The organism is Vibrio sp. D401a (assembly GCF_030248515.1).
Lineage (GTDB): Bacteria > Pseudomonadota > Gammaproteobacteria > Enterobacterales > Vibrionaceae > Vibrio > Vibrio rotiferianus.
The window spans coordinates 31,951-44,782 of sequence record NZ_JAHGAI010000036.1 but is presented as its reverse complement, the minus strand read 5'-3'; the positions used below and the strand labels follow the sequence as shown (position 1 = coordinate 44,782).

Annotated in this window: 12 protein-coding genes; 5 read left to right on the top strand and 7 right to left on the bottom strand. The window is 43.8% G+C overall.

Going from position 1 to position 12,832, the window contains the following annotated elements; translation table 11 throughout:
* The first annotated feature begins 8 nt into the window (after nt 1-8).
* A complete protein-coding gene (locus KIV41_RS15775; protein ID WP_252040472.1) occupies nt 9-890 on the top strand; it encodes a LysR family transcriptional regulator in 882 nt (293 codons plus the stop codon).
* 190 nt (nt 891-1,080) lie between these two features.
* Here KIV41_RS15775 and KIV41_RS15770 read toward each other — a convergent pair whose 3' ends face one another.
* The 5 genes from KIV41_RS15770 to KIV41_RS15750 all read right to left on the bottom strand — a co-directional run bounded on the left by KIV41_RS15770 (nt 1,081) and on the right by KIV41_RS15750 (nt 6,552).
* Nucleotides 1,081-2,589, bottom strand: a complete 1,509-nt coding sequence (locus KIV41_RS15770; RefSeq protein ID WP_285336982.1) for a DUF3360 domain-containing protein — start codon at nt 2,587-2,589, stop codon at nt 1,081-1,083.
* Between the two features lie 423 nt (nt 2,590-3,012).
* Entirely contained in the window at nt 3,013-3,630 is a 618-nt protein-coding gene (msrQ, locus tag KIV41_RS15765) for a protein-methionine-sulfoxide reductase heme-binding subunit MsrQ (protein WP_285336981.1), read from the bottom strand.
* Nucleotides 3,627-4,631, bottom strand: coding sequence for a protein-methionine-sulfoxide reductase catalytic subunit MsrP (msrP, locus tag KIV41_RS15760; RefSeq protein ID WP_285336980.1), 1,005 nt, complete (start codon nt 4,629-4,631; stop codon nt 3,627-3,629). The genes msrQ and msrP overlap by 4 nt, the downstream gene beginning before the upstream one ends.
* Before the next feature lie 173 nt (nt 4,632-4,804).
* Entirely contained in the window at nt 4,805-5,740 is a 936-nt protein-coding gene (locus KIV41_RS15755) for a DMT family transporter (RefSeq protein WP_285336979.1), read from the bottom strand.
* 98 nt (nt 5,741-5,838) lie between these two features.
* Nucleotides 5,839-6,552 carry an AraC family transcriptional regulator gene (locus tag KIV41_RS15750; protein WP_285336978.1) on the bottom strand — a complete coding sequence of 238 codons (714 nt, stop codon included), beginning with the start codon at nt 6,550-6,552 and terminating at the stop codon, nt 5,839-5,841.
* Nucleotides 6,553-6,750: 198 nt separating this feature from the next.
* On the opposite strand from KIV41_RS15750, the gene KIV41_RS15745 reads away from it, so the two are divergent.
* Entirely contained in the window at nt 6,751-8,118 is a 1,368-nt protein-coding gene (locus tag KIV41_RS15745; RefSeq protein WP_285336977.1) for an MATE family efflux transporter, read from the top strand.
* A gap of 141 nt (nt 8,119-8,259) precedes the next feature.
* Nucleotides 8,260-8,898, top strand: a complete 639-nt coding sequence (locus tag KIV41_RS15740) for a hypothetical protein (RefSeq protein WP_285336976.1) — start codon at nt 8,260-8,262, stop codon at nt 8,896-8,898.
* A gap of 70 nt (nt 8,899-8,968) precedes the next feature.
* On the opposite strand, the gene KIV41_RS15735 is transcribed toward KIV41_RS15740, so the two are convergent.
* Nucleotides 8,969-9,289: a multidrug efflux SMR transporter gene (locus KIV41_RS15735; protein ID WP_045389517.1), complete on the bottom strand. Its 321-nt coding sequence runs from the start codon at nt 9,287-9,289 to the stop codon at nt 8,969-8,971.
* 356 nt (nt 9,290-9,645) lie between these two features.
* Here KIV41_RS15735 and KIV41_RS15730 point away from each other — a divergent pair, with 356 nt between their 5' ends.
* Both KIV41_RS15730 and KIV41_RS15725 read left to right on the top strand, forming a co-directional pair.
* Nucleotides 9,646-10,923: a serine hydrolase gene (locus KIV41_RS15730; protein ID WP_252040483.1), complete on the top strand. Its 1,278-nt coding sequence runs from the start codon at nt 9,646-9,648 to the stop codon at nt 10,921-10,923.
* A 183-nt stretch (nt 10,924-11,106) separates the two neighbouring features.
* A complete protein-coding gene (locus KIV41_RS15725; protein WP_252040485.1) occupies nt 11,107-11,925 on the top strand; it encodes a hypothetical protein in 819 nt (272 codons plus the stop codon).
* A 385-nt stretch (nt 11,926-12,310) separates the two neighbouring features.
* Here the strand turns inward: KIV41_RS15725 and KIV41_RS15720 are convergent, their stop codons facing one another.
* Nucleotides 12,311-12,604, bottom strand: coding sequence for a hypothetical protein (locus tag KIV41_RS15720; protein ID WP_045389512.1), 294 nt, complete (start codon nt 12,602-12,604; stop codon nt 12,311-12,313).
* Nucleotides 12,605-12,832 lie beyond the last annotated feature (228 nt).

Sequence of the window (12,832 nt, the reverse complement as noted above, 5' to 3'; positions counted from 1 at the left end):
ATACCGATATGAAAAATGCTAATATCAGTGTAATGATGTTGAAGGCATTAGACTCACTTCGAGAGACTGGCAGCATTAGTCGAACAGCAGAGCATCTTCATGTAACGCAAGCAGCCGTTAGCCATGCGGTCAAAGCTATTGAAACGGTAATCGAGACACCCATAGCGGTACGAGGATCAAGAGGTGTTACTCTCACGGCCGCTGGGTTAGCTGCAAGCGAATCAGCAACCATCGCACTGAGCGCCATCAACGATATATTGAAACTAGCCGGCTCATCTATTTCCGGCACAGTGAATGTAGCAGCAATCAACTGCGTGTCTCGAGTCATCCTTTCTGAGATCTTGGTGAATGTCCGTAGAACGCACCCAAATCTAGAGATCAACTTATTTACTGGCACAGACCAAGAAGTAGAACAGTGGGTAAAAGCGGGAATTGCAGATATTGGAGTCGCATATAACATGGATCCGACTTGCAGTGAGTTACTCTTTGAGGATGAGTTTTATTTTATTACCCCCTATGGTCAACCGAAGACATCGATCGTCGACTTAGTAAGTTTGAATGATAAACCGATTATTGTGTCTTCCTCTGGGTGTGAAATATTTATACAGGAGTTATTTGATAAGCATCAACACACGCTGAACATAAAAACGACGGTTTCAGACACTGCGGCACTGTTTTCTATCGTAGCCTCTGGGTACGGCACATCACTCATCCCTGGTTTAGCTTTTCCTGATGATTGGAAGAAGCAGGTCTCTCGGCTACGTGTTTCACCAACATTACGTTGCGAGTTGAGGTTGATGTGTGCAGCAGATAAAAGTGAGCATGGTGAAGTTCGAACATTAGTTGATCAAATTCGGGAAGTAGCGAAAAGCAAGCATCAGTTGATTTGATATGAGCGACCATAGGAGGTTGGCACAAGAACAAACGGCCGCCTATGTTAGAGGATTAATCCAGTGTTATCTCATCACTTCTGTTCTAACTCGAAATGGGACAAAAAACGGTTTAGATCAACAGAACTAAACCGTTTCTATCAGGTTAGAAAAAGGGTCTTCAAACTATAAAATCGTACGATGAGCCTACCTAACGAAAACTCGGGATAATCGCTGGAATTCCCGGTAATAGACCAACCAACGCCATTACGCTTGTTAGCACAACAAACATAATGCCTGGCAACACCCAACGGCTCATTTTACTCAGCTCTCCACTACGTTCTTTACAGCCGACTAAGCCTAAATTGTCTAGCAACATGGTGAGAGACCAGCCAAATGCAGGGTTAACGAGCGCTGAAGAAAATACAACAATCGCTGCCGATTGAGTGGTCTTCCCTTCACGCGTCATTTCCATTCCTGCTTCTAGCAAAGGCACAAATACCCCAACAATAAGCGCAACACAAAGTACAGGTTGCCATATCGCTAAATCCATTGGGTAGCCCCAAACAGCAGCGATGATACAGAACAGTGCCGTTAGCAAAGCACCAGCAGGAATAGGACGTTTAGCGATAGCCGCAGGAACGATGTAAGTTCCCCACGAAGACGTAAAGTTAGTACCACCGAGCAAAGAGCCGAACGTCTGACGAATTGACGCTGTGGTCATGGTATCGTCGATGTTCATATGTACTTTTTCTGTACGTTCTGGATAGCTGATTTTTTGGAATACTTGATGCCCTAAAAAATCAGGCGACCACATGGCTACGGCCAAAATAGCAAAAGGCAGTACCACCATGAAGTGTTCAATCGTCGGTAAACCTAGCATCCAACCTGTATCTTCTCCCCACCAATACATCGGGTTCATATTGGGTAAGCCGGGCTCGGTTTGAAAAGAAAACGGCGCCCCCATGGCAAAAGCTAACGTACCGCCTAGCAAGCAACTAAGAGGAACCGCTAGCCAACGCTTACGAAAATGTTCCAATAATGCGTATAATATAATGGTGCAAAAGATCACGACAAAAGCGATGTGACTCATCCCTATTCCCTCTGCCCAAGCGAACAGTTTTTTCACTTGAGAGACGGTTCCAACAAAGCCTAGGTATAGTAATAAGCCGCCACACACGCCTTTACTGGTAAGGTTTGCCAGCATACTACCACCTTTACTGATGGCTAGCAGTATGCCAAAAGCGCCAATCAACAGACCAAAGGCCATTGGGTGCCCGCCTGCTGCAACGACGATAGGAATTAGTGGGATTAGCGGGCCGTGTGTACCCGCGAGGTTTGCGGTCGGCAGTAGAAAGCCTGAAAAAAGAATAATGAAAACAGAGGCGATGAGTAGTTCATAACGAACATTTTCTAAAATAAAGCCTTCATTCAGCCCTAGCGCTCCGGCAAAGGTTGCTGCGATGGCTCCCACCATAACGACTTTACCAATGGTCGCAGCCATCGCTGGAATGGTGTCTTCTACCTCGAATCGATAATCTTTAAACGGCAAATTGGGACGCCAACGCTTAGGCGCCATGATTTGCAACTCGTGCTCTAAATATTGTTCTCGGGACTCAAACTCCGAACTTGGTTTATGTTGTTGTTCATAAGTGAGTTCATCCTCACTGGCTTTAGGCTTATCTATTCCAATATGTACGGACTCTAAAGTGCTGCTCATTGTGATTCCTTTCGTTCACACTCTAAGGTGTGTTTTTCCAACCAACGTTGTTTACTCACTAAACGAAGATTAAGCGAGTCGTTGTCTATAAATTCTCTGCTACGAGAACTCGATGACTGATCTTTATGAACTCTTAAAATTCAGTTGCTAGTACCTTATACCAAACGAAAAAATACAAATAGTCTCAGGTGGTTAGACATTAGTCGTAGGGTTCGGGCTAACGGTATGAGCGTTGTGATGGGATTTGATAGACCTAGTTCAAGGTCTTTGGCGAGAGCGAACAAAAGGAATAGAAGCGTGGTGAGCCAACAGCAACAGAAAGCTTGGGTTTTGGGTTAGCGGCTTTTTATCCAATTAAGAAAGGGGCTCACGTAGCCCCTTTTAGTCTGTTGATTCATGTATCGCAATTAGTCTAACGGCGCATCAACTGGATAACATTTTTCGAAACACTCGCTGCTTCAATGTCTTCCAACGCACCAGCAACAAACCAATGGCGATTAGGATATAGATGGTTGGCTCTGCTACCTCTGACTTCACCGACCAATAGAAATGAATCGGTGCCAATATCGCAGCTAAGTAAACCCAGTTATGCAGCTTTTGCCATTTAGGCCCCATTTTACGTTGAATGGATTGAGTCGAAGTCACCGCCAGAAGTAACAAGATTACCCACACTGCCGCACCAAAGGTCAAATAAGGGCGTTTGACGATTTCAGAGGCAAGCAAACTCCAATCTAACCCCAAATCGAGCACAGCAAACGCAACCAAATGAAGCACTGCCCAGAAAAAGCTGTATAGCCCGAGTAGTCTCCTAACTCGAACTAACAAACCCTGCTTGGTCCAACGTGCAAGCGGAGAAACCAGTAAGGTAATAAACAACGTATTAAGCGCGCTAATACCCGTGTAATGAATGATGCCTTGAACAGGATCGCCACCTAAGTTGTCGGTATTAATCGCAATGACCAGCAGACCTAAGAAACCGAGAGAGACAAGGTGGATCAGGACTTTAAGCGCAATGATGTATTTTGGCGTCAGCTTTCTCAATAGAATTTCCTCAGATCCATATTCTTATAGAGATGTGCCACCTCTTCCTCGTAGCCGTTGAACATTAATGTTGGCTGCCTGCGAGAGCTGAGCACACTGCCCTCGCCGATGAAACGCTCGCTTGCTTGGCTCCAGCGTGGATGGTCGACATTCGGGTTCACATTCGCGTAAAAACCGTATTCATTTGGCGCTAAACGATTCCACGTTGTTGGCGGCTCTCGGTCAGTTAAACGAATTCGAACAATAGACTTGATGCTCTTGAAGCCGTACTTCCACGGTACAACTAAGCGAAGCGGCGCACCGTTTTGTGGCGCAAGCGTCTTACCGTATAAACCCACAGAAATCAGCGCGAGCGGGTTCATTGCTTCATCAAGGCGAAGCCCTTCGACGTAAGGATATTCAATACTGCTGAACGAGCCTTGAGCTGGGAACTGTTTTGGATCGTAGAGGGTTTCAAAAGCGACGTATTTCGCGCTACTTTTTGGGTTCGCCATTTTGATGATGTCCGCTAAAGGAAAACCAATCCACGGAATGTTCATTGACCACGCTTCCACACAACGCAAACGATAGATTCGCTCTTCAAGTGTGAACTTGTTAAAGATGTCGTCGTAGTCGAGCTTAATCGGGTTATTCACCAAGCCGTCTATCTCAACCGTCCATGGGTCAGACACAAATTCAGAAGAATTTTTCGCGGGATCAGACTTATCGGTACCAAACTCATAGAAGTTATTGTATTTCAGAACCTTACTTTCAGGAGTAAGAGAAAGATCCGCTTGGTACTGCTGTGGCTTTGCTGCGCTAAGGTCAATTCGATTGTCTGAGACTGGCTTTTCCTTTGACGAGAAGATGTCCAAAATACCCGCTTGTGCATTCGCAGCGAGTGGCATACCAACAACCGCAATGCCAAGCTTTTTCAGTATTTCGCGACGCTCTTTATAGACGGACTCTGGCGTCGCTTCGTTTTCAGATAAAGCCCAGCGATGATTCTTCTTAATCCACATAATCTTCCCCGAATGTGTTCATACTTTTAGTAAATAGCGAACTGGTCATACGTTGATTAAGACAGACCGTAGCAATGGCAGTTCTATTTCATAGAAAACGAAAAACCGATATGCATGCGAGTTAACGCTTTTCATCGATGTCCGTTAGTTTGGGAACCTTATTCGCGAGGAAATCATGTCATCTGTTTTGGTTTGCTCGCCTCTTTATCTAAGGTTTGAAGAATCAGGCATACACCAATCAATCCAACGCCAATCCAACCAGAGACAGCAATCTTCTCCCCAACAATCCAAACCGCCAACACCGCCGCAACAACAGGTTCAAATAACGTGAGAAGGTTTGCACTGCTAACATCAACGTGCCTTAATCCATAACCATACGCGAGATAACCCAAACACATTGGAACGATCGCCATATAGACTGAAACAAAAGCGTTCGTGACGCCGGTGAATAGGTTTTCTCCGGTAAACGCTAAGCTAGGCAATAACAACAGAGCACCACCAGCAAAGATACTACCTAACGCCGCTTGGGATTTGATTCCGCTATCAATCATTCGCTTAGCGGCCCACGAATAAATGGCGTAACTTAACCCTGCGATGAGCCCCAAAACGATGCCCAAAAGATAAGAGGCTTGGTCTGATTCAACCGCCCCACCCGATTTCGCCATGACTAACATCATGATGCCCACCACACCAAATGCGAAGCTCACCCACCATTGGGTAGAAATGCGCTTACCTTTGCTAAAAAGACACTCTATTAAAACGGTAAAGAAAGGCGCACTGGCAATTGAGATAACGGTACCAACGGCAACACCAGAAAGCTTCATCGACGTGTAAAACGCCAAAGGATACACAGCTAATGCAACGCCGCTTATTGTTAACGCTAACTTAAACAGTAAAATCTGATGGAGTTGATGACGGATGCTACGCCAAGATAACATTGCTTGAATCACTCCACCAAGACCCATAGCAAAAGCGCCAATGGCTAACGGACTGACTTGATGAGCAAAACTCGCGGCTGTGCCTGTCGTTCCCCACATCAAAGAAGCGAACAAGATCGCCAGTGCGCCCGCTTGATATTGACTCGTCGATTGAATCGCAACAGATGACATGCTTTATTTCTCTATAATGATTTTCCGTAGAGAAAAGGATACGTTGATTAAGAAGAACGGACTTTGCAGAAAGGACGCAAGAATCGTTTAATGAGACGTTATTGACGGGCTAACTCGCGTGGCGACAAACCAAAGTGGATTGAAAAGCGACGACTGAACGCAGATAAATCGGTGTACCCGACCCGCTCGGCAATCAGTTGAACTGGTAAGTCGGTATGTGTGAGCAAAGCTTTGGCTTTTTCCATTCGCAACTCAGTAATGTACTGCAATGTACTGATACCAAGACTTTCTTTAAATCGCTTCTTAAATTGAGTCGGGCTCAAACAAGCTATCTTAGCCAACTCATCGATAGACAAAGGCGTATCCATGTTTTCAGCAATATGGCTTTGTACTGCTCGAATCCTAGGGTCAACAGGCTTTGCGTGGGTCTGCTGTTCTAATAGCATAGAGAACACATTCAAAATCGAGCTCTCTAACCCACTATCAACTTGGTGCTGCAACTGTTTTTCTACAAAATGAAGATAGCTTAACAGTGGTGGCGTAACAGAAAACACTGCCAATTGTTCCGTAAGAAAGTGCTCTGGCAAAACGTCCAAGTCCGCAACAATAAAACGCGCCATTTCATCGGCTTTGAACCCATGCTCAGTGCCAGCAGGAATCACGACACACTCACCAACGGTGACTTTACCGACAAAGTTTGTCATCTCAATCGCAATATTGCCGTGGATAGGCAACACCAATTGATGATAATCCCCGTGTGAATGGCTCTGTAATTGCTTGGTATAAGCTCGAATACTGAGGCTGTTTTTCATATCAGATTGGCTAACGAATACGCATATTTTCAGAAAGATACGTTGAGTATAACCAGTCAAACACACAACACAAATACGCCGACTGATTTGGATTATTAACCAAATCTAAAAACTGATTTAGGGATTAGCCCTCTTATCATTAACAATCGCAACCCTATACTGGCATTGTTCCCGAACTTTCGAATCAAGAGCCTTGTGATGATAGAGATTTCCTCGACCTTAAAATCCGTTCTCGAAAAAACACTGCCGTTGACTGTCGGTCTTTTTGCGATCATGTCAGTACAACTTATCGACGCAGTGTTTATCGGCATGCTTGGCGTGAACGAGCTTACTGTGCAAGGTATCACGATGCCGTTTCAAGCTGGCTTTATTGGCATTCAAGTCGGCATTGGTGTCGCAGCAACGTCGATCATCTCACATGCTTTTGGTGCAAATAATACGCAACGCGCGACAAATATCGCTTCACTTGCATTGATGGTCGGCAGCGCTTTTATCACTCTCATTGGATTTGCGTTGTGCTTGATGGAGCAAAGCGTGTTTTCTGCTTTTGTCTCTTTGAAAGACAGTGGCGCGCAATACCAACAACTCGAAACGTTATTTGGTCAGTTCTGGGGCTTATGGCTGTTGAGCGCACTATCCAGTGCCGTGCTGTATTTGATGACCTGTGTTTACCGTGCGAATGGCGATACTAAAGTCACGGGCTCTGTCTTTGTTATCGCAAGCCTTATTAACCTCGTGCTTGATCCGATCTTTATGTTCGTTCTAAACATGGGGATTGCGGGTGCTGCATTAGCATCGATGCTTGGCTTTGCCATCAGCGCGGGTTACATGATGCACAAAGCTAAAGGTCGACAATGGTTCGCGCCTTTCTCTTCGGCTTTAGCTAGCAAAAATGATGTCGCCCTGCTGATCAAAACCACGATTCCAACCATGATGAATCAGATTTTACCGTCAGTCAGTGCTTTCGTGACGGTTATGTTCATCGCTCATCTTGGTACTAATGAAATCGCATTTTGGAGTTTGTTAAACCGAGTGGAAAGCTTCTTGCTGATCTTCACGCTGGCACTCACCATGTCTTTGCCACCAATGATTGGCCGTGAACTCGGTGCCGAACGTTTTGATTCAATCCAAGCGCTCGTACAATCGGCTTCTCGCTTTGTGAATTTGTTCCACTTGGTCATCGCAACTTTGTTGGTGGTGAGTTTACCAATCGTTGTTCCTCTACTATCGGCGGACAACACAATGCAAGACTGGTTAAAGCTAGCGCTTTGGGTGATTCCGTTTAGCTACGGCCCTTTAGGTTTGTGTATGGTTGTGACTTCCATCTTCAACGCATTAGGTAAACCCAAAACTGCCCTATTCGTTTGCTTTGTAAGATTGGTGGTTCTGTACATCCCAGCGATTGCCATCGGCTCGTTACAGGGTGACATTTTTACAATCGTCATCGCGGCGACAATTGCTAACGTTCTAGCAGGCTTGTTTGCATGGTTACAACTTACTAGTTACGTAAAACAAAACTTGTCTGCGACTCAAGCACCGCTAGTGGAAGCGGAAGCAGTGAAGTAATTAATAGGTAGTAGATTTAAAAGGCACATAATAGGTGAGAAATTTAAAAACATGCGGTTAATTCGCAGCCTATGTAGTCTAGAAAACACAGCTTCATCCGTTTAATATCAATGACAAGCTGACTATTGAAGAGATTTGATAATGGATACTAAAACTCGCGCTGAACTAGGTGACATTTTAACTGATCAAGAGAAATTGCTTGATATTTTGGCACAGAACCCAGGAGCGTTAGAAGCCTATCCTAACCTCCAATCCTATCTGACAGATAAGAATCAAAAGTCTGTCGCTTACCGACGCGCGATTCGCAACAAAGAGTTTACCAAAGAAGACTATCGAGATGAGATTTTGTCAAAGCTAGACTGGTTTGGCTATAAGCTGTGTACTGACCTCGATATGGATTTTATTATTAATAACGTTGCTGCAAAGTATGGTGACGATATTAACGCTGTAAGGGACATTACATTACAAGATATTGGAATCGATAAGGTAAGTCGCTTACTGCATATGATGGGAGAGGCGATATATTCCCAATCAGAAGTATTGCCCTCTTTCCCTTGGGAAGCAAAAAAAGGACAAACCAATCATGCATTTTGGAAGAAATGCCACTTAGCCTTTGATGCGATGATGGAGGATGGTTACACCAGTCATTACAAACTCAACGAGTGGTCGCAATTAACCTTGGGAGTGTCGTGTCCACAAAGTTTTCCACGCTTTGCACGCACGTATGGAGACCCAAGATTAATCGAGAGCTGGGTGAAATGGTCAGGTTGGTCTGAATAGTCCTTAATTGTAACCAAGAGGGGCAAAGCATGATACTTTTCCCTCTTTATCACCCAAAGACACTGCCAATTTAATGGCTTACATTCCCACCTAAATTGATCAACGTAACACCAGATATGATGAAAACTAAGCCAAGAATTGTCTGAGCGTTTGGCAACTTACCGAGCAGAGCTTGAACCAGTGCAATCAGCACAATACCCACACCGCACCATATCGCATAGGCTGTAGAGCTTGACATGCCGGAAGCTGTTGCAAGTGATAGGTAGTAAAATGCGGCACCATAGCCAGCTGCACAGCCAATGGAGGGCAGTAGTTTAGTAAAGCCATTGGTAACAGGGAGAAGTGTTGTTGCGATAACTTCTGAAATAATGGCGATTGCTAAATAGATCATGTCACTGCCCTCTTCGGTTCTTGTAGGCCTCCATCATGTCTAACTTCTCTTTTCTAAAGTAATCCTTTGTTCTTTGAAAGCGTTAGAAAAGATTAGACTCGTTTAAGAAACAACGCCCCCTTATATCAATCTGATTTTTATCGTATTAATTAAAACTTCTTTTTCCCGAACTTGAAGCCTGTACGTATATACCCCGACGCATCCACATAGAGCGTTTTCTAGGAATCTCTAAAACCTTTCAAATTGCTTGGTAATTATCGACTAGATAAATTGACCTCATCAAAACTCAACGCGGTATCGAAAACCACAATACTCAATACCGCTAATACCAATCACTTGTAGATGAGGCATTAAGCATGAAAAAAACGATCCTAGCAGCAACAATCGCGCTAACTTCAGTACTTGGCGTGCAGGCAGCAACTCTCCACACCCCTGATAAAGCGTTCCTTGAAGCAGCTTCAGCAGTCGGTATTACTCAACAAAACTGGGACCATGGTGTACTTGCTCGTACAACAATGATTAACGCCTATAGGTTCACACCACATGTTGAGCTTAAAACTGGCGATTACTCTCACGATCTGGGTAAGGCATCTGGCTTAGAACTATCGAAACTATCAGGGCATGACATTGACGGTGAATACCCACTCGATGTCATCATTCGTGATCGACTAAATACAGATGCACTTGTCATTCTGAAGGATGGGAAATTGGTCGACGAGTACTACTGGAACGGAATGGATAAAGATCGTACTCACCTGATGATGAGTATTACTAAATCGTTCACTTCTATGACGCTTTCACAGCTAGTAGCAGAAGGAAAAGTGGATATGAATGCACTTATTACAGATTACTTACCAGAACTAAAAGCATCACCCGGCTTTGCTCGTGCAACGGTCCAAGAAGTTGCAGATATGCGTTCAGGTATAAAAATTGATTTTACACCAGGCATGCTTTGGGACGAACGAATGACGCATGTACAAGAGTGGTACGGTAAAAACCAATACCCAGAGCTCGAATCGGTTTTAGACTTTGGCGCAACGCTAAACAAGCGATTGGATACAGAGGCTGGTATCACTTACGACTATCAATGTGCGAACACTGAAATGCTAGGCATGATTGTTCAACGTGTTACTGGTAAGTCACTTGCGGAAAACATGGAAGCGCGCATCTGGAAAAAAGTCGGATTTGAGAACAACGCTTATTTACAATCAAATTCTAACGGTGAAGCGGTTGGCTCTGGCGGCCTTAACGCCGTACCACGAGATGTCGCTAAGATGATGGATGTACTTGTCAACGGTGGCAAAAATCGAGCGGGAGAGCAAATCATCGCTCCAGAATTTATCAATAACCTCCTCGAAGGCAATGAAGAAGTGCGTATCGCATGGGCTAATGGCTCTGAATCAAAAATGGCAAAAGATGCTTGGTACAAAGACCAGATTCGTACTTTCAACATTAAGGGGCACAAATTCTTGGCATTTGTGGGAATCCACGGTCAAGTGACTATCGGCGAACCTTCAACAGGTATTGTTCTTCACTTCAATGGTTCTCAACCCGAGCACCAAGCTAAACGCACTGTTGCAATGACATTTTTGGACGTAGTTCCAACACTACTATCTGCGGCTGCGCAGCAGTAATACAGATCCCAATTAACAAATTTACAAGGTGCGAATAGTCGTAACCTCCAACCCTAACGGATTATCAGCAGAACATATTTAAGCGATAGGAAGATTGCTAGCTAAGGGAACAAGCTGAGATATGCATGTCATGCAAACGCTATTGACTGCAAGCAAATAAAATTAACCCTTAAGGCAAAACAGATGAAAAAGTCATTATTAACACTCGCATTCTTATCAACATTTGGTGCTCAAGCAGCCTATTTAGACGAAGCAACAGTTCAGGGTGTGATCACTACTGAACTTCAAGAGGAAGCAGGACTTCTTGGTCAAAGTGCAGAGACAGAGAAAGTTAACTATGGTGATCCGACAGCGAGCTATACTGGCTTTGGCGTAGAAAAAGATGTAAGTGGTAACAATAAAGGTGTTCGCTCAACTTTTGTTTACGGCTTAACAGAAAATGGAACTTCACAGGTAATGACAGCAGAGCTTGGTACTAACAACTTTAATGGTGGCATTGACTATCGAGCTCGATACTTCAATATTGATCAAAGTTCAGGATTTGGCTGGTCTATTGATGCGATTGGTGGCTATCAGAAACTAACTGAAAAGCGTGATGGTATTACAGGCTATGATGCTACGAATACAATAATGGCTGGTGTCGTTCAGAAGTTCCAAGTAACTGATGCCATCATCGTTGTACCGATGCTGTACGGTGGTAATACTTGGATGAACGCAAAAGTAGCGGGCGTAAAATGCAACAAAGACTCACTAGTAGGTCAGACTGGTGTGTACGCGATGTATGGTTTTGATGCTGGTCATTGGCTCTATGCGAACCCTAAGACGACCTATGTTAAGGAACTCAAAGGTTGGAGCAACCAAATTGAAATAGGTGGTGGATACATGGTAGCAGAGAATATGTCAGTCGGCTTCAAAGTAGACACAAGCCAACTAAATACTTCTATTTTTGGCAAACATAACAGCGAGACGAAGGCTTCGTTGAATTACCACTATTACTTCTGACTTATATTATCTCAGATCTAAACTTCCCATTTCTTTACTTGTGGACTTGCTTCCTACAATTTTATCAGATGATCATTAAGTAAAATTGCGGGGTAATGCCTTTACTATCGTTGTCGCAGCGACAATTGCTAATGTTCTAGCAGGTTTGCGCATGGTTACAACTTGCAAACTGAGCAAAACATAAAACGTCGATGATAGCATTGGAAGCGTCCAAGCAATACCAAGTAGGAAGTTAGAAAGATAAACGCCCATATTTTTGAATAAATGTGGGCGCTTTTGCTTTTAGGTACAAAAAACTAGAAGGCTTCAGTATTACCTTTATGGGGTATTTTTCCAGCTCAAACAATAGACCTAGATCTAGCTTAGTAAAAGTGAACGCTTCGACTCAAGGTCTCTCCGAAGCCCATTTGTAAGGACCTTCTTCTTGTAAGTTTTCAGCTAAACCAATTTCACCAGCTATAAACAGTACGCTCCCTATTGCCGACAAGGTCTCGTTACCGGTTCTTTTTGGAAACTCCCCAGCCTTAGAAACACTTTCCTCTACAATGACACTTTTGCAAACGACACTAATACAACTTGCCTCTCCTTCACTAACTGACGTAGTACTCACGATATCGTTAGCTAAACTATTTAGAGAAAAACTACTCATCAAACTGACAACCATAAATCCAAATTTCATAGAATCGACCAGTACATTTATAAAACAGATAAAAAATAAGACACTTATTATGAATGATTGTTCAACTTAAAACTATAAACCTTAAGCCATATGCGATGAAAATATAACGCAGGATTTCACTTAAGGTTCCTGTTAAAAATCGAAAGGTTAAGCATAAGTTGGAGCAGTTGGAGCACCTTTGAATCGTAATTTTGATATATATTCAATGTGGATAACGCTCTGTTATTA

Bases quoted from the DNA above. Each gene is read 5' to 3' on its own strand.
- KIV41_RS15775 (WP_252040472.1), top strand. From the start codon at position 9: ATGAAAAATGCTAATATCAGTGTAATGATGTTGAAGGCATTAGACTCA.
- KIV41_RS15770 (WP_285336982.1), bottom strand. From the start codon at position 2,589: ATGAGCAGCACTTTAGAGTCCGTACATATTGGAATAGATAAGCCTAAA.
- msrP (WP_285336980.1), bottom strand. From the start codon at position 4,631: ATGTGGATTAAGAAGAATCATCGCTGGGCTTTATCTGAAAACGAAGCG.
- KIV41_RS15755 (WP_285336979.1), bottom strand. From the start codon at position 5,740: ATGTCATCTGTTGCGATTCAATCGACGAGTCAATATCAAGCGGGCGCA.
- KIV41_RS15750 (WP_285336978.1), bottom strand. From the start codon at position 6,552: ATGAAAAACAGCCTCAGTATTCGAGCTTATACCAAGCAATTACAGAGC.
- KIV41_RS15745 (WP_285336977.1), top strand. From the start codon at position 6,751: ATGATAGAGATTTCCTCGACCTTAAAATCCGTTCTCGAAAAAACACTG.
- KIV41_RS15740 (WP_285336976.1), top strand. From the start codon at position 8,260: ATGGATACTAAAACTCGCGCTGAACTAGGTGACATTTTAACTGATCAA.
- KIV41_RS15735 (WP_045389517.1), bottom strand. From the start codon at position 9,289: ATGATCTATTTAGCAATCGCCATTATTTCAGAAGTTATCGCAACAACA.
- KIV41_RS15730 (WP_252040483.1), top strand. From the start codon at position 9,646: ATGAAAAAAACGATCCTAGCAGCAACAATCGCGCTAACTTCAGTACTT.
- KIV41_RS15725 (WP_252040485.1), top strand. From the start codon at position 11,107: ATGAAAAAGTCATTATTAACACTCGCATTCTTATCAACATTTGGTGCT.
- KIV41_RS15720 (WP_045389512.1), bottom strand. From the start codon at position 12,604: ATGAAATTTGGATTTATGGTTGTCAGTTTGATGAGTAGTTTTTCTCTA.